Raw genomic sequence first — 20661 nt, 5'->3', positions numbered from 1 at the left:
GAAGTATGAGCGAAAATGTGTATCAGTTTATTGACGTACAACGAGTAGACCCGAGAAAAAAACCAATTTCTACTCGAAAGCAATCATTTGTTGAAATTTATGAACCATTCTCAACAAATCAAGTTAACTCTCAATCGGACCGTTGCTTAGATTGTGGTAACCCGTATTGCGAGTGGAAGTGCCCAGTACACAATTATATTCCACAATGGCTAAAGTTAATTCGTACCGGCAGGATAATTGAAGCGGCGGAATTGTCTCATAGAACAAATAGTTTACCGGAAGTATGTGGCCGAGTGTGTCCGCAAGATCGCTTGTGTGAGGGCGCATGCACACTCAATGAAGAATTTGGTGCTGTGACTATCGGTAATATTGAGAAATACATTACAGACACGGCATTTGCACAAGGCTGGAAACCAGACATGTCGTATGTTGTGTGGACAGACAAAAAAGTTGCTGTTATTGGCGCTGGTCCTGCAGGGTTAGGCTGTGCAGATATACTTGTGCGTAATGGCGTTAAACCGGTGGTGTTTGATAGAAATCCTGAAATAGGAGGATTGCTAACTTTTGGGATCCCATCTTTTAAGCTTGAAAAGTCCGTCATGGAGAAACGCCGAGAAATTTTCACAGAAATGGGCGTTGAGTTTAGATTAAATACCGAGATTGGCACTGATATTACCATGGATGATCTCCTTAGTGAGTACGATGCGGTATTTGTAGGCGTTGGGACATATCAGAGTATGCGCGGTGGTCTCGAGAATGAAGATGCGATGGGTGTTCATGATGCTTTGCCATTTTTAATAGGCAATACCAATCGTGTTATGAGCTATGACGAGTCTAAGCAGCCTTATATTGATATGGCTGGCAAAAAAGTAGTGGTTTTAGGAGGGGGAGATACAGCGATGGATTGTGTACGAACCTCGGTACGTCATGGGGCTACAAAAGTCACCTGTGCCTATCGTCGAGATGAAGAGAACATGCCAGGCTCTCGACGTGAAGTAAAAAATGCCAAAGAAGAAGGTATTGAGTTTCAATTTAATGTTCAGCCAAAAGGGATAGTATTAGACAGTAACGGCAATGTGGCTGGTGTGAAAATGATTAAAACGCAGCTAGGTGATGCGGATGAAAATGGCCGTCGCCGGGCTCAGGAAGTGGAAGGCTCTGAACATGTGTTAGATGCTGATGCTGTGTTGGTTGCATTTGGATTTAAACCACATAGCTTAGACTGGTTATCACAGTATGATGTGCAAATTAATAGCTGGGGCGGCATAGAAGCACCGGAACAAGGCGCTTATACCCACCAAACTAGCAACCCAAAAATATTTGCAGGAGGGGACGCTGTGAGAGGCTCAGATCTCGTTGTGACTGCAATTTTTGAAGGGCGCAACGCAGCGGAAGGTATTTTAGATTATTTAGAAGTTTAGTTTGTACTACCCTGGAGACAATAAGGCCCTTAATTGGGCCTTATTTTTTGTATTCACAAATTGGCTTGGCTGGTACTGTTTGGTGCTATGCGCTTTGTACTAGGAGTAACTCTTCAGCACTGGCTTTTGTTGTATCACTTATTTTATTTCCCCCGATAAGCCGCGCGATTTCAGCAATGCGCTTAGAGTGTTCAAGGGCTTCCATAGAAGTAAACGTTTGCCCATTTTTCACTGTTTTTGCGACAAACTGTTGTTGATGTCCACTACAGGCGACTTGCGGTAAATGTGTTACACAGATCACCTGAGTAGAGTCTCCGAGTTGTCGTAGTAGTTTACCAACTTGTGAAGCTGTGGGCCCAGAGATCCCTACATCCACTTCATCAAAAATAAGTGTCGGTGTTGTCACTCGTTGTGCAATAATAACTTGGATTGCCAAGCTGATCCGAGAAAGCTCGCCACCAGACGCCACTTTGCCAAGTGGCTGTAAAGGTTGCCCTGGGTTTGTTGAGACTAAAAACTCAATGTTATCAAAGCCTGAGCTATTAGGTTTTTGTTGTGGCATTTGTTGTAGTTCAATTGAAAAACGACCATTGTCCATTGATAGCGAATGCATGCTTTGAGAAATTAAAGCATTGAGTTTGGCTGCTGCTTTACAGCGACTGTCGCTTAATGAGCGTGCAGCGACTTGATATGCATGTAATGAATCTGCTATCTCTATTTCTAAGTCATCAATGCGTGCAGAATCTGAGCTGATACTTTGTAACTCATCGCACAACTGCTGATGAAACTCATACAGTTCCTGAGGTTTTATATGATGTTTTCGAGATAAGTCCATAGCTTGAGAAAGCCGAGACTCGACATCTTGCAGGCGCATGGGGTCTTGTTCGATATTTTCGCTATAGCTACGTAGCTCTCTACATGCCTCTTCAACTTGCACAGCTGCTTCATCAAGCATTTGTGCTATAGGTTCTAAAGCTTGGTCGTAACCAGTTAAATCAACAAATTGTTGCACACTTTGCTGTAACTGGCTTAATACTGTTTGTTCATCTCGTTCATATAAGTGTTGTAACTCTCGTTGACACGTCTCAATAATTGTTTGGCTATTACTGAGTTTACTATGTTCGACTTCGATAGCTTCATACTCATCCTGTGCGATTGCAAACTCGTTCAACTCGGCCACTTGATATTCAAGCAATTGCTGACGTGCGGCCTGTGCATGTTGTTGCTTTAGCAGCTCGCTATGCTCACGTTGTAATTTATTGAAGTGAATGTACTGAGTTCTGACTGCATTAATGAGTGGCGTGTGGCCAGCATAAGAATCCAATAGATGCAGTTGGTGTTCTGGTTTAAGTAGTAACTGATGGGCATGTTGGCCGTGAATTGAAATGAGGTACTGACCAAGCTCTCTAAGTTGGCTGGCAGTGACGGAAATGCCATTAATATAGCTTTTACTGCGGCCAGTTTTACTAATGACTCGACGTAAAATACAATCTTCATCGTCGTTGTTAAGCATATGCTCAGATAAAAACTGTTGTGCAATAGGAAGCTGGCTAATATCAAAATGAGCACTTATTTGTGCTTTATCGGCACTTGGACGAACCGCGGCAGGATCAGCACGTTCACCGAGACATAACGATAGGGCATCTATTGCAATTGACTTACCAGCACCGGTTTCACCAGTGATGGCAGTCATACCAGCGTGCCACTCGATATTGAGGGCACTTACGATAGCGAAGTCATTGACTTCCAAATTGGTTAACATACTGTGTATCCAAACAGTTATTTACTGTTAATTTATACAGTGTTTATAATAAATGCAACCTGAAAATAGATTTTATTAAGTCGTTAACCTAAATTATTGAGCTATAGCCGCAGCCTTTTGTGTGGTGTCTTTTTCTGTCTCTTGTTCACTCTCTAATTGTACAGCATCTCGGCCGTCAGTAGGCTCTTCACTTTGCGGGGTACTAGGGCCTTGGTCTGGGGTTTTTATCATGACAATTAATGCAGGTAAAATCTCATGATAGAATTCTTTATTAAAGGCAATCCCCGAGGTAGGGAGTTCTGCAACAAAATACTGTAACTGATCGGCGAGCAAGTCAATATTGCCTGTTTCACGGCATTTGTTTAATTCAAAAACTACAGACATAACAAACTGCTCGGCAACACGCTCAAGTTGATCAAGATTTTCTTCAGTATGAGGCTGAACAACGAAAAAATTACCGACAATAGCGTTAATTTTAGGAGAGTATTTTGGACGCAGTGCTTTTGCGTCAACAAACTCTGCAGTTCTAGATTTAAATTGAGATGTGATATTTTTTAATCGATCATTGAATATTTTTTTCTCAGCGTCTCTGGCCTTTTTACGATTATTTTCAATAACCACATAGACACCTAATAAGGTAATAAGTAATACCAAGGTAGAAAAAACAATGTAGCTCATAATTCTTATAATTTCCTAATTTAGAAAAATGCTAATTTGCTATTGTGCGTCATCTCTATAGCATTAGTAAAGCCTACTACCCCAATTTAATTTCTGTCTAAGAACATTGTAGTAGGAATATGATTTCGGGTGGATTAAGCGCAATTTTTTATCTGCTTTTTTTATCACCACTTCATCACCGGGCAATACAGCCAGTACTACGTGACTGTCACAACTCACTTGTAAACTGTCAGTATTTGATAAACTTAGTTTGAGCCTGACTTGCTTATCTGCATCCACGACTAAAGGTCTGCTTGAGAGTGTATGTGGAAACATAGGCACCAACGCCATTGCATTGAGCTCAGGTGTTAAAATTGGCCCACCGCCTGATAATGAATAAGCTGTAGATCCTGTTGGTGTTGATACTATCAGTCCATCGGAACGTTGTGAAAACACAAATTCATCGTCAATGAACGCTTCAAACTCAATCATATGCGCGACTTTATCGGCATGTAAAACCGCTTCATTAACCGCAGAATTAGCACTTTTTAATTCCGCATGACGGTAAACTTCAACTTCGAGCAGAAATCGAGACTCGGCAATAAACTCGCCTCGCAATACGGCTTCAAGGCTTGCTTCAAACCCATCAGGGCTCAAATCGGTGAGAAAGCCTAAGTTTCCGCGGTTTACGCCAATAACAGCAACATCAAAGCGTGCTAATACCCTTGCAGCGCCTAGCATATTACCATCGCCACCTACGACAATTGCTAAATCACATAAACGACCTAATTCGACAAGTTCTGTTAATGAATTGTTGTTTATGGCGTCAATTTGGGCACCGACGCGAGATTCTACTAAAACCTCGTAACCTAATGCTTGCAAAAAGGTATATAAGCGTTGTAATGTCAACGCGGCGCCTTCATGGCTTGGTTTGCCGATTAAACCTATGGTTTTAAAAGGTGATGTCATCTTTATATAGCCCTTGTTCTTTATAGCGCAAGACTAACTGAAATCTTTGCTACTTGAAACTGACAATTAACGTCACCATTAAAATAATATGAAAATAACAGCACGTGACCAACAAATTTTTACAGCCGTTATGAGTCTTTACTGCGATAGCGAAGGTAGTCCCGTTGCATCGAGTAAAATAGCCAAGCAAAAAGGCATGGTTGTATGTTCTGCAACGGTTCGAAATGTGATGGCAAGGCTTGAGCGAGAAGGGCTATTATATTCACCTCACACGTCAGCTGGCCGAGTGCCCACTGAGGCGGGTTTTCGATATTGGTTTGAGGAATTTTTTGAACTAACAAAAGTAGGGGCTTATTGGCAGCCACAACAAACGCAGTTGGTTGAGTTTGCCCATGGTTTGAGTCAAAAGTATCAAGTGTGCTGTTGCGTAGGCTTGCCGCAAGCGAGTTCTCGATTGGTATTTAGGGTTGAAGTTTTAGGCTTTGATAGTATGACTTGGCTTGTGTTATTGATTGATAAGGCAGGGCAGTCTCATAATATTTGTATTAGAAAGCCAGAAAATGATACCGATGCACTACGTTACCAATTTGCCGCGTGGATGAATACGGTATTTAGTCAACAAACGTTGATCGAAGGTCTTTATCGAATGAAGGCAATGGCAAACTGTGCTCCGCCACAGTGTCATGATCAACTAGCGCAATGGACTCGAGAGCTGAATCAACAGTTGGGTACAGATAATAGTATTGTCGTTGGAGAGCGATATTTATATCAAGGCCTTGAGCTCGAGGGAGAACTCAATATTGGGGTGCCATTTTTACATGAGGTGGAAGACCGGCTGGCATTCAAAAATGGCATATCAGTTCTCTATGCCAACGAACTTAACACTCTAAACATTGAAGACTCCTTAATCTTGAGTTTGCCTTACTTTACTGAGGGTGAGTATCAGAGTCGCTTTTGTATAATTTGTCCAGTATATGCGCCCATAGAAGCAATCATTGGAGAATTTTCTAAAATTGAGAGTTTTGGGACTTGAATCTAAGAATTCAATCCCCATAATTAGCCACAATTGTAAAGAATCGGAGAAGTTTTACATGTCTGAGCAAAATAATGCCACTGAACATGAGCAAGAAATTGTAGAGCCAGTTGAGCAAGTCGTCGACTCAGTTGAAGAAGTTGAAGTAAACGAAGTTGAAGCTGAACTAAGCCCTGAAGAAGAAATAGCGGGTCTATACGCTGAGCTTGAAGCAACGAAGCAGCAAGTGATTGATCAAAAAGATAGTGTTGTCCGTGCTGCGGCTGATATTGAGAATATGCGTCGTCGCGCAGCTCAGGATGTTGAGAAGGCACACAAGTTTGCTTTAGAAAAGTTTGCAAATGAGCTATTACCTGTCATCGACAATTTAGAGCGTGCGATTGAGTTTTCAGATAAAGAAAATGAAACGCTGAAGCCCGTTCTTGAAGGCATCGATATGACATTAAAAAGCTTTGCAGATGCAGTCGCTAAGTTTGGTGTTGAGACGGTTAACCCTCAAGGTGAAACGTTCAACCCTGAATTTCATCAAGCGATGTCTATTCAGCCAAGTAATGATGTTTCACCTAATACAGTACTTGCCGTTATGCAAAAAGGCTACACCTTAAACGGACGCTTATTACGCCCGGCAATGGTTATGGTGTCTAAAGAAGCTGAATAAGTATTGAAAAAGATATATAACTAGGCCGGTTCTCCGGCCTTTTTTGTATCTGGCAAAAAACGCGGGTGTTGAATTTGACATAGCCCAGCGAGTATTACAGCTGAAAACATCAGTGCAGCGAATGGAATGGTATTTTGTGGCTGTATGAGCGCGAGAAGAGGACCTACTAATGTGCCACTGCCAAACCGTAGTGTGCCGATCACAGCGGTTGCCGTTCCCGTATGTTTTTCAAATGCAATTAAGATGAGTGCATCAGCATTACTTGCTGTGATCCCTAAGCTCATCATAAGCGGTGCAATCGCACTGGCAAGTACCCACACAGATACACCGTAAATACTAAGCACTAATACAGATATCCCTGAAACTAAACCAATTAATAGGCCAATATAGAGCATTTTTCTGGATCCAATCTTGGGAACGAGTCTGGTATTGAGAAAGTTACCAAACATCAAGGCAATTATATTCAGCGCGAAGAGCATTCCAAATAATTGCTCAGATACTTGATAGTAGTCTAGATAAATAAATGGGACAGATGTTAAAAAACAAAAAAAAGCAAATGATACGAGCATTGACGTTAATATATCGTGGCGAGATGATCTATTAGAAAAAACAGTCAGATAGTTGCGAGTAAAAAAATGAAGTGTCATTTTATCGTTTGTAAACCGAGGGACATCAATACTGACAGTGAGTGTAATGATAAGTATGGTAATAGCATACCCTGTTAATACAAAGAATATGGCACTCCAATGCCAGACAAGCATCAACACAGCACCGAGTGAGGGGGCAACCAGTGGGGCCACCATCATGATCATAGACACATATGACATGCCCTTGGCAGTGTTTTCTTTGTAATAATGTCTAATTACGCCAGGGACAACGACAGAGGCTGCGGCGCCAAAAAAAGCTTGGAGGATTCTTAATATACAAAAAACTTGAATGTCCTGTGTGATTGCAAGTGCTGCAGAGGTCATTGCAAAACCGAGTAACCCAATTTGAGTAAGACGAGTTCGTGAAAACCTATCTGCAAGTGGGCCAAAAACCATCATCCCAAGCGCATATCCACCTAAGTAACTGCTTAAAGAAACCTGAACGTTTTCCAGGTCGGTGTTAAGATCAGATGCAATCACCAACATGGCTGGTAAATATAAATCAATCGCCAGAGGTGTGAGTGCCACAATACTTGCGAGCAAAGGTAATAAGAATCGGCCGAGAGGGTGGTCTAGAGTCATTGGTTATGCTTTATTATCACACGGTTTTCAATAATAACAAATTCTCCCTAAATTAGGTTGATATGAGGTGAATGGTTTTAAGGTTTTAACTTTTTGGCAATTAAAGATAAATTGGCGATTCAGGTGTTTGAATGCATAAAAAAGTATGAGCTTACCGCTTGAGTCAAATCATAGATGTTTTAAACTAGAGCAATAAATGACATAACTTGGATAATAATATGAAACAAATACTGTTGATCGTCGGAATTGTTTTAGTGATTGCTGGATGTAAAACTTCCCCGACAGGCCGGACTCAAATAGCACTTTATTCAGATCAAAAAATGAATGAAATGGGATCGGCGAGTTTTGAACAAATGAAAAAAGAGCAAACAATAGAAGATGATCCTGTAACAAATGCGTATGTAAAGTGTATAGCTAATCATCTTATTGCTGAATTACCCAGTAATTATGCAAACCAGCAATGGGAAGTGGTCGTATTCAAGGAATCGAGTGCAAATGCGTTTGCTTTACCGGGAGGTAAAATTGGGGTGCACACAGGCTTACTTAAGGTGGCAAAAAATCAGCATCAATTAGCTGCAGTCATGGGACATGAAGTTGGTCATGTAATTGCAGAGCATTCAAATGAGCGAGTATCTCAGAATAGCTTGTTGCAATTTGGTCTTCAAGCGAGTAGTACCGCGCTGCAAATGGGGAATGTTGAATACCGTAATGCAATTATGCAGGGGTTAGGACTGGGTGCACAATACGGTGTGGCTCTACCATTTGGACGAACCCACGAAAGTGAAGCGGACGTAATAGGGCTTGAACTAATGGCAAAGGCGGGCTTTGAACCTGAAGGGTCGGTAGCATTATGGGAAAATATGGAAGCCGCATCATCGGGGAACCGTCCACCAGAGTTTATGTCAACGCACCCAGCTCCACAGAGTCGCATTGATAACTTAAGCTCGAAAATGGGAGGAGCGTCACAATTAAAAAGAGCGGCATGGCAATTGGGTAAAAAACCTCAGTGCATGTAAGTTGAACTACCTTTAGAAATTTTACTCTGTACTTTTGTCAGCGCAACCTGTGCTTGTGTAAACTCAAATCGAGCAATGAGTGTTTTAAGTTCATCGAGTTCTTCGGAACTTAAATACTCATTGCAGGTTAATTGCAAAACAATATCAGAGGCATTGGTATCAAACTCTTGCAATGCTTGAGCAAGCTTTTCTAAAATTTGTATTGAGTCAGGTTCATGCTCTATGCCCGTATTATCATGCAGCTGCTGAGCAATTACTCGAGGGCATAGTACCAGTGCTCTGCGAACAAACTCTATCATCGCGTCAATGTCATCTATGTTAACAGTCATCGTTTTTAACTGGCTTTCTAGCGATTTTGCTTTGTCTGTAATGAAGTATATTGACAAGTTTGCCGCTGCGCCTTTAATCGCATGTAGGATGTTTGCGGCGAGATCATAATTGGCAATGGCGACAGCTTGCTTGAGGTTTATAAGTTCCTCCACTTGTTGTGATAAAAAGGTGGTGAGGATATTGAAATATATTTGTTTATTTCCAGCAGCTCGTTCTATGCCTTCTTCAATGTTAATCCCATGTATAAGTCGCTCAGAGGATGCCTCGTCGAGGGTATCAAATGTAGCTTCATCTGATGATGAGATTTGTGTTTGAACTGTATTGTCAGGCTTTAGAGGAGAGGCATATTGTTGAATTTTACTTATCATTGTGGGCACATCGATGGGTTTTGCGATATGGTCGTTCATACCGGCGTCAAGGCATAGGGAAATATCTTCTTGCATTGCATTGGCTGTCATCGCGATAATTGGAAGATCACGTTCGTTTTTAAATTTACGAATTTCTTGTGAAGCTTGAATACCGCCCATATTGGGCATTTGCATATCCATTAAAACAATATGGAAGATATCTTCTTCGAGTTGTTTTAAAGCCTCAATACCATCGTTTGCCACTTTAACGTTCGCACCATAGCTTGATAAAATTTCGACTGCTATCTCTTGATTCACAGGCTGATCTTCCGCTAATAGTATAGTAATACCTGCTAAGCAATGAGGATGGCTGGCTATTTTGTTTTGCTGTGTGCTCTCGTGTGTATAAGTTCCTAAGCAACCGGCGAGTGTATCAAATAAATGAGAGGCGCTCACAGGCTTTAATATCACCCCATCAATTATTGACTTTTCGTGTTCTTTTAGCTCGAGTTCTCTACCATAGGCGGTTGTTAATAACACCTTGGTTTGATTGAGCAGTTGTCGTTTGTTTAGTATTTCAATGGCTGTCAGACCGTCTAACTCCGGCATTTGCCAATCTATAATCATAGCATCATAAGGATGCTTAGCTTTGATGATCATATTAATTGCATCGGTGGCATTGGATGCACAAGATACAGACGCATTCATGTTACTGAGCATGCCGAACAGAACTTCTTTAGCGTGTTCGTTATCGTCAACAATTAAGATCTTTCTAGGCCCATTGAGGCGGGGTACATCTTTGTTCGTGATTGTTTCATTGAGAGGAAGCTCTAGTGTGAAAGAGAAAGTTGAGCCTTGACCATTAGAACTCTCAACATAGATCTCGCCACCCATAAGTTTGACCAGTTGCTGTGAGATGGTTAAACCCAAACCTGTGCCGCCATATTTTCTGGTTATTGATGAGTCGGCTTGAGAAAATGACTTAAAGAGTTTTTTCTGTTGTTGGGGGTTCATGCCAATGCCTGTATCGATAACAGAAAAAGTGAGCTTTGAAATTTTTTCGGTTGTTTCAAGTTGGCGAATTTGGATGGTGACTGTGCCTTGGTCTGTAAATTTAACGGCATTGCCTGCAAGATTGATTAAAACCTGGCTTAATCGCAAGGGATCGCCCATCAGGTTATTTGGAATATTTTGTGGTACATCAAAAATTAATTCCAGTCGTTTCTCCTGTGCTTTAATGGCAATGATGGTTGTCACATTCTCTAAAAGTTTGTCTAGTTCAAATGGGGTGCTTTCAATTTCAATTTTACCCGCATCAATTTTTGAGAAATCTAGAATGTCATTTATTAGTCTGAGTAGTTGTTTTGCAGCCACATCGATTTTATGCACGTAATTATGTTGTTTAGGATTTAGATCCGTATTTAGTGCTAGATGAGCCATCCCTATAATCGCATTCATAGGGGTGCGGATCTCATGGCTCATATTCGCTAAAAACTCCCCTTTGACTTGTGCAGAACGGTCGGCCACTTCTTTAGACGCAAGCAGCTCTCTTTCTAGCTCATTTCTTTGCGTCACATCAAGGAACATACCCACAATACCTGCGACTTGGCCCTGGCTATCAAAGAAAGGGGCTTCATAGACGATGAGTTCAACGGCATTGTCGTGCCCATCTAGTGTAATGAGTTCGTAAACAACATTTATTTGATTTTGGAATATGGTTTGGGCTTGATCATAAAATAAGCTGGCGGTTCCAGAATCAAACACATCGTTAAGTGATGATCCGATAACATCGACTTCGAATTGATTGAGAAACTGTAAAAACGCTCTATTAACGCCCATGAATGTCCCATTTTCATCTCGGTAGTATGTGGGATTCGGAATTGCATTAACGATATGATGGGTAAGTTCTAGCTGTTGTGAGAGTGCAGTTTTAATTTCTTGTTGCTTTAAATTATGGCTGCTAATCTCCATCGAGACAGCAAGCTCACGACTAATTTGATCTAGTCCATCAAGTTGCTCATCACTTAATTTGAACACACAGCCAATGTATAAGATGCCTATACAGCGATCACTAACTAGCAAAGGTAATAAATGAATTTCAGCTAACTGTAGCGGCTGCTCTTCGAGCATAATGATAAAGTTCTGGTCAGTTGAGGATAAGTGTTGGCGTTGACTTGTTTTTACGGTTGCTTTTATATAAGGAGATGCTTCGTCAAAACAAGGTTTTGCTCCTGTAAAGTCGAACAATTGAAAGCGGTCTTCTTCAATGGTGAAAATACCACAACTTGGCGCTTGATATTCTAATGCAACAAATTGAAGTGACTCTTTAACCACATCATTAAATAGATTCTTTCCCCGTAATGACGTGCTGTATTTTTCGATGCTGCTTGCAGCATGAATTTTACGGTTTAACTGGTTAAGTGTACTATTAAACTCGCGGGCTAACGTACCTAATTCACCGGGTAAATTAGGGGGGAGTTGTAAGGCATAGTTTTTTTTGTTACCAGACTCAGCGATGGCTTTATGTATTTGCCTCAACGGCAGGAAATAGCGAACTCTGAGCATGATGTAAGATATTAAAAACATTAAGAATATGAGTGTAAAGCAGGCAATTAAAAGCATTTTATTGAGGTTGGTTTGTTGAGTTAACGCGTCTCTGTGAAGGCTTTTTCTTATGCCTATTACATTACTAGCATGGGCTATTGCATTCATGATTTTTGCTTTTTCTTTTAAATATGGTTGGCCAAACACAATATTTTGCGCTGCAATTTTCCCGCTGTGAGTGTCAGACGAAATAAGGGCAAATGCTTGCTCTTCGAGTTTCACTAATTGTTCTGATGTTTCAAGTGCAATGGTGAGGTTATATATTTCTTCTTGTTGAATGCCTGTGTTGGCCATACGCTCAATAATGGAAGGGTGGCTTTTCTCATCTAAAGAATTACTGAGGTGTCTAACAGAGCTTCTAGCTAAGTTATCCCAGTAATTAATAGGATCTTTTGGGGGGGCAAAGTAACCATTTCGAACGGCCAAAACATGATTGAATAAAATAAGCCATTGAGGTTCACCTGTTACTGAATAACTGCGCGCATAGCTTGTCAGTAAATCAGAACTTAACTTCAGCTCACTGGTTAAATTTTGTAATGTATTGATTGCGCTGAGGGTACGAATTTCTTGTTTTGATATATGAAAAGAGTACAGCATCGTGCTGAGCAACAGTATCAACAAAAAGCCCATTGAATAAAACAATAAGTTAACTAACAACTTCGCTCTCATTTAATAACTTTTACTTTTTAAATGCCCTGACCTAAACCATAGTCCGCAATACATTTTTCACAAGAAAACGATAAAGATAGCATGTACTGAGCAATCAGAATGTATTTGGCTATACTTCTATTCATTAGACTTAGGGAAATAGTATGTTTGATATATTAATAGTGGATGATATTGCGGAAAACCTGCAGGTGTTGCAGCTTATTCTTAAATGTCCACGTTTTAGAATTAGAGCGGCGACAAGCGGACATACGGCGTTGCAATTAATTGACAATCAAACCCCCGATTTAATTATCACAGATATTAAAATGCCGAAAATGAGTGGGGTAGATTTATGTCGAATATTGAAGTCAAATAAGGCCACATCACATATTCCAATTGTATTTGTCAGTGCATATACAGATACCGAAAATATTGTTGAGGCATTAGAAGTTGGTGGTGTCGACTATATAAGTAAGCCTTTTCGACCTGCTGAAATTAATGCCCGGGTAAATACTCAAATAAAACTGCTTGAAGTTAATGCGTTGCAAGTTAAACGTCAGCTGTCGGATGCATTGAACAAAATGGTTATAGGTGTCGCCCATGAAATCAATACGCCTTTAGGGACGGGGATCACTGCGGTTTCCCATTTGTTAGCTTTGACACGCGAATTAATAGATGCATTCGAACAACAAACATTATCACAAAACATGCTTTGTGACTCACTGATTCAGTCATGTGAGAGCATTAAGTTGTGCGAGAGAAGCTTAGGTCGAGTTGCTGAGTTTGTTAATTTACTAAAAACGATATCAAAAGCTGAGTCGCCAGCACAGCCTGGCCGGTGTGACTTTGTGGAAGTGATGGATCAATTGGTGTCACAGTATTGTATTGATGATACGGGCGTTGAGTTTAAATTGACTTCTCAAAGCAAAAATATGCCTATGTCTTTGGATGCCAATTTGGTGCAGTTAGTGATGAGCAACATTATAGAAGACTCAATCTGTCATGGCCTTGTGGATAAAAAAGGACCCATAGAGATTAAGTTTGCCGTGGATCATGAATTGTTAGAGATTCAATACTGCGATAATGGTGTTGGGCTTATTGACGTAACTGTGGATGAGTTACTCAAGCCTTTTGTTACATCTCGCCGTGGCAATTTAGGTCATGTAGGATTGAGTGCGCCTGTGGCAGCTAATATTATCAGTGGCGCATTAGAAGGTGAATATAGCGTAGCCAGTACGGAGCGTGGTCTGCAATGGGTTATTCGGTTACCCATTGTAAATTTGAGCTAAATCAAACTACTTGTATTACCTGAGCGCAAAGAGGACAAAAGTCCTTATCTGATTTGGCTTATTTATCTATCCTCGCGAGCAATGTTAGATTATTTAAATTGATCGCTTAAATGTATTATCAAGAGTGACCGGTTTATTACGCAACAATCTGGGTGGAACCATTATGCAACAACTACCAACAGTCGATTATCGTGCTCCTGATGCAGCATCTCAATTTGTCGAATCTCTACGCAATACAGGGTTTGGTGTATTAAAAAACCACCCAATTCCGCAGTCATTAGTTGAGTCGATTTATGAAAACTGGCAGGTGTTTTTCAATTCTGAAGAAAAACACGATTATTTATTTAATAAAGCAACCCAAGATGGCTATTTCCCACCGGATGTATCGGAAGTTGCTAAAGGTTTTACAGTAAAGGATATCAAAGAGTATTTTCATGTGTACCCTAAGGGCCGTGTACCTGCACAACTAGATGCAGAAATTCGCGAGTATTATAGGTTAGCGAATGAGTTTGCTGCTGAGTTGTTAAGTTGGGTACAGGCGCAAGCCCCAGAAGATGTTCGAGCAAAGTTTTCAATTGATCTTAAAGACATGATTGCGCAATCTGAGCAAACATTACTTAGAATCTTGCACTATCCACCAATGACAGGTGACGAAGAGCCAGGTGCAATTCGTGCTGCGGCGCATGGTGACATTAATTTACTGACAGTGTTACCAGCGTCTAATGAACCGGGTTTGCAGGTTCAGACCAAAGAAGGTGGCTGGTTAGATGTGCCTTGTGATTTTGGTTCATTAATTATTAATATTGGAGATATGTTGCAAGAAGCATCGGGTGGGTATTTTCCATCGACGATTCATCGTGTGATAAATCCAACAGGTAAAGGGTCATCAAAGTCACGTATTTCTTTACCGTTGTTTTTACACCCTCACCCTCAAGTGAAATTGTCAGAACGTTATACAGCCGACAGCTATTTACAAGAGCGCTTAAGAGAATTAGGCGTGAAGTAATTTTATCTAAGCTTAGAAACCCAATCAATTTGATTGGGTTTTTTTATAGTTATTTTGGTTTAAAACATTGAGACTACTTGTCGACTCCGAGTTAGTTTAAACGGCATTTCTTTGGCTTATTTCAATAAATTAGGTAAATTTTCCCTGACAATAATGTCATTCTGTGCAATATTAGAATTTTTCAATGTGACGCATTTTTAAAAAAAATATAATGACAACGCTGTCATTTTATGTGTAACATTAATTCAACATGACTGAACGCTCAGTAAATAAATAAATAAAATTGAGCAAAAACCCATTTTATAGAGGTCGCAACATGATGGCTAAACAGGTGCAACAAGACCAATTATATATAGGTATAGATGGCGGAGGAACAAAATGCCGCGCTACTATCTATTCTTTAGAGCATGGTGTGTTAGGCACTGGGCTAGGAGGTCCCGCAAACCCGTTGCACGGTCTTGAACGTACTCTAGAGTCAATTATGGTCTCTACCCAGCTTGCACTGCAAGATGCAGGCTTACATGTAGAGCAGGTTCACTCGTTAAATGCAGGTTTAGGTCTGGCTGGTGTAAATTTACCCGCTTTGTATGACAAAATAATGCAATGGGATCATCCATTCCAGCAAATGTTTTTAACAACAGACCTGCATACAGCTTGTATAGGTGCTCATGAGGGAGATGATGGCGCTGTAATAATAACAGGGACGGGGTCTTGTGGTTTTTCACTTGTCAATGGTCAAACAGTGAACTTTGGTGGTCATGGCTTTGCACAAGGTGATATGGGCAGTGGCGCGTGGATGGGATTAGAGGCTGTCAAAGCAGCATTACTTGATTTAGACAAATTAGGTGAAACAACGTTATTATCCTCAATGTTAACTCAGCATTTTAATACGACAACGGCTATGGGCGTTGCTGAACAAATGGCCGGTCAACCTTCGAGTAGTTATGCGAAGTTAGCGCGGTTTGTATTTACAGCTGCAGAACAAGATGATGTTGTTGCACTCGCAATTGTAAAACAAGGTGCAGATTACGTTAGTAACCTAGCGCGGCGCTTGCTTGAAAATAATCCCCCCCGATTATCGATGATAGGGGGACTTGCTGAGCCACTGAATAAATGGCTAGCACCAGAGATCGCTAATAGAGTTGAATTACCGAAACAGCCACCAGAGATGGGGGCAATATATTTTGCTATACACTCGGTCGAGCAGCAATTAAGTGAGGTAAAATAAATGGGTAGACAATTGTACCGCGCTAACAAGCTCTTTGACGGTGAAGGTTTTCTTAAAGATGTCGTTTTTGCAGTGGAGCATAATAAAGTAAGCTACCAGGTTGATGAATCGAGTCAGGATGTTATTGAACTAGATGGTTTGGTTGTACCTGGCTTCATCGATGTCCAAGTGAATGGTGGTGGTGGTGCATTTTTTAATGCCGCACAAACGACGGCGTGTTTAGGTAGAATGGTTGCTGCTCATGGTAAGTTCGGTTCCACGGCATTAATGCCCACTTTAATTACGGATAAAGTCGAAGTGATGGACAAGGCTGCTCAAGCAATAGCAGAAGCAATTGAGAATGGTCAGGCTGGAGTTTTAGGCATTCACTTTGAAGGCCCTCATTTATCTCATCCGAAAAAGGGAACGCATAGTGAGCAGTTTATTAGGCCTATTTCTGAGTTAGAGTTTGAGATTTATGCTCGTCAAGACTTAGGTGTGAAAATGGTCACACTGGCACCTGAAACTGTACCATTGGCAGATATAGAGCGATTAATTAGCTTAGGTGTAAAGGTGTGCGTTGGGCACTCAAATGCAGATTTTCAGACGACGATGAATGCATTGCAAGTTGGTGTTGATGGGTTTACGCATTTATTTAATGCGATGTCACCTTTTACGTCTAGAGAACCAGGAGTCGTCGGAGCGGCTTTGTGGGATGATAATTCATGGTGTGGGCTTATTGTTGATGGGCATCATGTTCATAGCACATCAGCAAAATTGGCTCTTCGTACCAAACAAAGAGGCAAGATACTTCTAGTCACAGATGCAATGCCACCTGTTGGTACCGATGATATGGAGTTTGACTTCTTTGATGGCAGAAAAGTAATTCGTACCGGAGATAGGCTAAACTCTACGACTGGAGAACTCGCTGGTAGTGTATTAGATATGGCAAGTGCAGTACGTAATACGGTTGATTCTTTAGACGTGTCGCTTCCAGAGGCGCTAAGGATGGCTTCATTGTATCCTGCGCAGTATTTAAACCTAAAAAGTAAAGGACATTTACGTGAAGGTGCAGATGCTGATTTTGTTGTACTAGATGAACAGTTATTTGCGAAAGCAACATTTATTGCAGGAAGCCAGATTTAACACTCCCTGAGAAAAACCCCGCTGAAGTAATAGCGGGGCTTTTTTGTTTGTAAGGTATATAAAAATATGACAATAAAAACCGAAAAAAAACGGTTGGCCTCGTTGGATGCGCTGCGCGGCATGGATATGTTCTGGATTTTAGGCGGACAATCAATATTTGCAGCGTTATTTGTACTAACTGGTTGGCAAGGATGGAAAGTATTTGAAGCGCAGACGCTTCATAGTGCTTGGCATGGGTTTACATTTTATGATCTGATTTTCCCTCTGTTTATATTTCTCTCAGGGGTAGCGATGGGATTGTCTCCTAAACGTATTGACCATTTACCTTTTTCTGAACGCAGAGGTTACTACAACAAAGCGTTAAAGCGGCTATTTTTATTGTCTGCACTGGGGATATTATATAACCATGGATGGGGTACAGGTATGCCCGTCGCATTAGATGAAATACGGTATGCCAGTGTATTGGGCCGAATTGCAATCGCATGGTTTTTCTGCATGTTACTCGTTTGGCATACAAGCCTTCGCATGTTGGGTTGTATCGGGGGAGGAATATTGATTGGTTATTGGTTACTGTTATGTTTTATCCCTGTTCCCGGCGGTGTTGCGGGTGACTTATCGGCAGTAGGAAGTTGGAATGCATGGTTTGATAAGCACTTGCTACCCGGAATTAGCTATCAAGATCGTGCTGTAGACCCTGAAGGTGTATTGTCGAGTCTGCCAGCTATCGTTAACGCGATTGCAGGGGTATTTGCCGGACGGCTAATTGCGCAAGCTCATACCGTAGGTCAATGGCATAGTGTTATTCGTTTACTCGGGTTTGGTTTAGTCGCTTTATTACTTGGCTGGGGTTGGAACATTTATTTCCCGGTTAATAAAGAGTTGTGGACTAGCTCTTTTGTGCTCGTAACAGTTGGCTGGAGCGCAATATTACTCGCAGGGTTTTATGTCCTAGTCGATGTATTTGATGGGCAACGCTTTGCGTATCCGTTTGTGATTATCGGTGCGAACTCGATTATTATTTATTTGGCATCTTCGCTTGTCGATTGGGCGTTCATCGCACGCAGTGTTTTTGGTGGCGTAGTAACGGGAGCGTCAGAGGCATGGCAACCTTTACTAACGGTTTTGGCATTGCTTGCCGTGCAGTTATTGGTATTGCATTGGATGTATCGACGAAAAATCTTCGTTAGCGTTTAAATCAAGGCACTGTGAAGGTCTTATAATGTCAGGCCTTCACAAGACTGAATAAGTAATTACAAAACTTTTTTCACTTTTACTTTACAAACGGTTATTTTCTGATAATAATGACAGCGTTGTCATAATGGTAATAGCCTAATAGTATGTATCCCAATTAGGTTTGATCTGACCTTTCTTTGATTGCACGCGAAGTAAGGTTCAGATCCCATTTTTCCTAATTCTCAAATCGAGCTCAAACTATGCAAATTGTTATTCTAAATGATGCGACTGAAGTTGCAGCCTATGGCGCAGATATTTTTACCGCTCAACTAAATAAAAATGCAAATTCCATATTGGGGTTAGCAACAGGCTCCACACCTGTCGCTTTGTATCAGGCACTAATTGAGCGAAATAAAGCGGGTGAAATGAGTTTTAAAGGTGTGACCTCATTCAATTTAGATGAGTATTTGGGCCTTGATGGTAGTCATTTACAGAGTTATCGTCACTTTATGAATAGCCAGCTTTTTGATCATATCGATATCGATAATGCGAACACCTTTGTGCCTCCTGGAGATGCAAAAAATCCCGTTTCGGCATGTCATGAATACGAAGAAAGAATAGCGCAGAAAGGCGGCATCGATATTCAATTATTGGGTATTGGCCGTAACGGACATATTGGTTTTAATGAGCCTTCATCAGGTTTGACCTCAAGAACACGAGTAAAAACGCTTACGAAAGCAACAATTGACGATAATGCGCGTTTTTTTGGCGTAGATGAGTACCAGCCACATCTATCGATTACGATGGGTATAGGGACTATTTTAGATGCCAAAAAAGTGGTGCTATTAGCAACAGGTGAGAACAAAGCTGATGCGATTCAAGCCATGATTGAAGGGCCACTTACAGCAGCATGTCCAGCTTCAGCTCTACAAATGCATAGAGATGCAGTGATTGTGATTGATACAGCTGCGGCAAGCAAACTCAAAGACATCGAGTTTTATCAGCACATAGAAGCCGAAAATCAAAAGCTGCAAGCATATCTTGCCTCGTTATAGCACAATGAAATACATGAGAACTTAAGCCCGAAAGGGCTTTTTTTTTGCTTGAATTTTCGACTTTACACAAGAAACTCTTAATTATTAAATTATTTATAGAGGGGTGATTAAAAGTTAGTGGGTTGAAATGGTTTTGCTTTATCTTTGCTTATGTTAGTTTTGAGCAAAATAATATACAGGGAACAGATTGTGCTACATTACACACAAATGCATTTGAATCGCGCTTCCAGTGAGCGTAAAAGTAACGACTGGATAATTGCGCAAATGCGTAGTGATAGCCACTGGTTGTTAATAGATGAGGATAAAAACCTAGTGGATCCTCATGCATGTGAATTGCTGACATTGTCGTTTGAGCAAATTAGGGCATTAAACCTAGATAATGCTATTTTTCTGGGTGTAAGTGATGAGAAAAGTTATTTCGCATTGGATATAACTCATGAGAAAAACAGACATGCAATTGAATTACCGGATAACGGTGAGTTTGTGGATATGCGTCAAATTGGTCCTAAGCTCACAGCAAAGATGGGTTCAGTAGGAGTACTCGCGAAGGGGCTGTGCTACTGGCACAATACCCATAAATTCTGTGGTAGATGCGGAACAGAAAATCGCAGTGTTGAAGCTGGCCATGCGCGTAAATGTCGCAATTTAGATTGTAAGCACATGACTTTTCCAAGAACAGATCCTGCGGTGATCATGCTGGTTACGCATACCTTCAATGATGGTATTGAGCGGTGCCTACTCGGGCGGCAATCACAATGGCCAGATGGCGTGTATTCAACGCTTGCGGGTTTTGTTGATCCTGCTGAAACATTAGAACAAGCAGTGATTCGTGAAGTGAAAGAAGAGGCCAACATTGATGTTAATGATGTCAAATACTTAGCATCTCAGCCATGGCCATTTCCAAGCTCATTAATGCTGGGTTTTATTGCTCAAGCAACGACGATAGACATTGCGGTTGAGCAAGACGAATTAGAACATGCCCAATGGTTTTCCCGCACTGAACTTGATGCATTTACAGAGTGGGGAGATGACGGGCCCGGATTTAAGTTAACGCGTAAAGACTCTATATCTCGCTATCTTATCGATTATTGGCGAGCATCTTAAAGGTTTA

At 41.1% G+C, this 20661-nt stretch carries 16 protein-coding genes; 11 read left to right on the top strand and 5 right to left on the bottom strand.

Annotation, left to right across the window (positions count from 1 at the left end; translation table 11 throughout):
* The first annotated feature begins 5 nt into the window (after positions 1-5).
* Positions 6-1421, top strand: a complete 1416-nt coding sequence (locus tag J8L98_RS14165) for an FAD-dependent oxidoreductase (protein ID WP_192507905.1) — start codon at positions 6-8, stop codon at positions 1419-1421.
* A gap of 85 nt (positions 1422-1506) precedes the next feature.
* Here the strand turns inward: J8L98_RS14165 and recN are convergent, their stop codons facing one another.
* The 3 genes from recN to nadK all read right to left on the bottom strand — a co-directional run bounded on the left by recN (position 1507) and on the right by nadK (position 4809).
* A complete protein-coding gene (recN, locus tag J8L98_RS14160; protein WP_210996929.1) occupies positions 1507-3183 on the bottom strand; it encodes a DNA repair protein RecN in 1677 nt (558 codons plus the stop codon).
* Between the two features lie 93 nt (positions 3184-3276).
* Positions 3277-3861: a hypothetical protein gene (locus J8L98_RS14155; RefSeq protein ID WP_210996928.1), complete on the bottom strand. Its 585-nt coding sequence runs from the start codon at positions 3859-3861 to the stop codon at positions 3277-3279.
* A gap of 63 nt (positions 3862-3924) precedes the next feature.
* Positions 3925-4809, bottom strand: coding sequence for an NAD(+) kinase (gene nadK / locus J8L98_RS14150; RefSeq protein ID WP_192507902.1), 885 nt, complete (start codon positions 4807-4809; stop codon positions 3925-3927).
* An 88-nt stretch (positions 4810-4897) separates the two neighbouring features.
* Here nadK and J8L98_RS14145 point away from each other — a divergent pair, with 88 nt between their 5' ends.
* Both J8L98_RS14145 and grpE read left to right on the top strand, forming a co-directional pair.
* Complete coding sequence (locus J8L98_RS14145) at positions 4898-5842, top strand: HrcA family transcriptional regulator (protein WP_210996927.1); 945 nt, start codon at positions 4898-4900, stop codon at positions 5840-5842.
* Between the two features lie 58 nt (positions 5843-5900).
* Positions 5901-6500, top strand: a complete 600-nt coding sequence (grpE, locus tag J8L98_RS14140) for a nucleotide exchange factor GrpE (protein WP_210996926.1) — start codon at positions 5901-5903, stop codon at positions 6498-6500.
* Between the two features lie 20 nt (positions 6501-6520).
* Here grpE and J8L98_RS14135 read toward each other — a convergent pair whose 3' ends face one another.
* The gene (locus J8L98_RS14135) at positions 6521-7729 is read right to left on the bottom strand and encodes a Bcr/CflA family multidrug efflux MFS transporter (protein ID WP_210996925.1); all 1209 of its coding nucleotides are present in this window, start codon (positions 7727-7729) and stop codon (positions 6521-6523) included.
* A 218-nt stretch (positions 7730-7947) separates the two neighbouring features.
* Between J8L98_RS14135 and J8L98_RS14130 the strand changes: the two genes are divergently transcribed.
* Entirely contained in the window at positions 7948-8745 is a 798-nt protein-coding gene (locus J8L98_RS14130; RefSeq protein ID WP_210996924.1) for a M48 family metallopeptidase, read from the top strand.
* On the opposite strand, the gene J8L98_RS14125 is transcribed toward J8L98_RS14130, so the two are convergent.
* Entirely contained in the window at positions 8733-12695 is a 3963-nt protein-coding gene (locus J8L98_RS14125; protein ID WP_210996923.1) for a response regulator, read from the bottom strand. The two genes, J8L98_RS14130 and J8L98_RS14125, sit on opposite strands and share 13 nt — an antisense overlap.
* Before the next feature lie 143 nt (positions 12696-12838).
* Here J8L98_RS14125 and J8L98_RS14120 point away from each other — a divergent pair, with 143 nt between their 5' ends.
* The 7 genes from J8L98_RS14120 (at position 12839) to nudC (ending at position 20654) form a co-directional block, all read left to right on the top strand.
* Positions 12839-13963 carry a response regulator gene (locus tag J8L98_RS14120; RefSeq protein ID WP_210996922.1) on the top strand — a complete coding sequence of 375 codons (1125 nt, stop codon included), beginning with the start codon at positions 12839-12841 and terminating at the stop codon, positions 13961-13963.
* A 163-nt stretch (positions 13964-14126) separates the two neighbouring features.
* A complete protein-coding gene (locus tag J8L98_RS14115; RefSeq protein WP_192507896.1) occupies positions 14127-14969 on the top strand; it encodes an isopenicillin N synthase family oxygenase in 843 nt (280 codons plus the stop codon).
* A 316-nt stretch (positions 14970-15285) separates the two neighbouring features.
* Positions 15286-16197, top strand: coding sequence for a BadF/BadG/BcrA/BcrD ATPase family protein (locus tag J8L98_RS14110; RefSeq protein ID WP_192507895.1), 912 nt, complete (start codon positions 15286-15288; stop codon positions 16195-16197).
* Positions 16198-17322 (top strand): N-acetylglucosamine-6-phosphate deacetylase, encoded by a 1125-nt coding sequence (gene nagA, locus J8L98_RS14105; protein WP_210996921.1) that lies wholly within the window; start codon positions 16198-16200, stop codon positions 17320-17322.
* 66 nt (positions 17323-17388) lie between these two features.
* Positions 17389-18516, top strand: a complete 1128-nt coding sequence (locus J8L98_RS14100; protein ID WP_210996920.1) for a DUF5009 domain-containing protein — start codon at positions 17389-17391, stop codon at positions 18514-18516.
* A gap of 239 nt (positions 18517-18755) precedes the next feature.
* Entirely contained in the window at positions 18756-19550 is a 795-nt protein-coding gene (gene nagB, locus J8L98_RS14095; protein WP_210996919.1) for a glucosamine-6-phosphate deaminase, read from the top strand.
* A gap of 189 nt (positions 19551-19739) precedes the next feature.
* Positions 19740-20654: an NAD(+) diphosphatase gene (gene nudC / locus J8L98_RS14090; protein ID WP_348771908.1), complete on the top strand. Its 915-nt coding sequence runs from the start codon at positions 19740-19742 to the stop codon at positions 20652-20654.
* Positions 20655-20661: the final 7 nt, after the last annotated feature.

The sequence above is a fragment of the Pseudoalteromonas sp. MMG013 genome (assembly GCF_018100885.1).
In the GTDB taxonomy this organism is placed as follows: Bacteria; Pseudomonadota; Gammaproteobacteria; order Enterobacterales; family Alteromonadaceae; genus Pseudoalteromonas; species Pseudoalteromonas aurantia.
This window is presented reverse-complemented; position numbering and strand designations above follow the sequence as displayed.

Coding starts and splice junctions, on each gene's coding strand:
- J8L98_RS14125 (WP_210996923.1), bottom strand. CDS start 12,695: ATGAGAGCGAAGTTGTTAGTTAACTTATTGTTTTATTCAATGGGCTTT.
- nagA (WP_210996921.1), top strand. CDS start 16,198: ATGGGTAGACAATTGTACCGCGCTAACAAGCTCTTTGACGGTGAAGGT.
- J8L98_RS14100 (WP_210996920.1), top strand. CDS start 17,389: ATGACAATAAAAACCGAAAAAAAACGGTTGGCCTCGTTGGATGCGCTG.
- J8L98_RS14130 (WP_210996924.1), top strand. CDS start 7,948: ATGAAACAAATACTGTTGATCGTCGGAATTGTTTTAGTGATTGCTGGA.
- J8L98_RS14145 (WP_210996927.1), top strand. CDS start 4,898: ATGAAAATAACAGCACGTGACCAACAAATTTTTACAGCCGTTATGAGT.
- recN (WP_210996929.1), bottom strand. CDS start 3,183: ATGTTAACCAATTTGGAAGTCAATGACTTCGCTATCGTAAGTGCCCTC.
- J8L98_RS14110 (WP_192507895.1), top strand. CDS start 15,286: ATGATGGCTAAACAGGTGCAACAAGACCAATTATATATAGGTATAGAT.
- J8L98_RS14120 (WP_210996922.1), top strand. CDS start 12,839: ATGTTTGATATATTAATAGTGGATGATATTGCGGAAAACCTGCAGGTG.
- nagB (WP_210996919.1), top strand. CDS start 18,756: ATGCAAATTGTTATTCTAAATGATGCGACTGAAGTTGCAGCCTATGGC.
- nadK (WP_192507902.1), bottom strand. CDS start 4,809: ATGACATCACCTTTTAAAACCATAGGTTTAATCGGCAAACCAAGCCAT.
- J8L98_RS14165 (WP_192507905.1), top strand. CDS start 6: ATGAGCGAAAATGTGTATCAGTTTATTGACGTACAACGAGTAGACCCG.
- grpE (WP_210996926.1), top strand. CDS start 5,901: ATGTCTGAGCAAAATAATGCCACTGAACATGAGCAAGAAATTGTAGAG.
- J8L98_RS14115 (WP_192507896.1), top strand. CDS start 14,127: ATGCAACAACTACCAACAGTCGATTATCGTGCTCCTGATGCAGCATCT.
- J8L98_RS14155 (WP_210996928.1), bottom strand. CDS start 3,861: ATGAGCTACATTGTTTTTTCTACCTTGGTATTACTTATTACCTTATTA.
- J8L98_RS14135 (WP_210996925.1), bottom strand. CDS start 7,729: ATGACTCTAGACCACCCTCTCGGCCGATTCTTATTACCTTTGCTCGCA.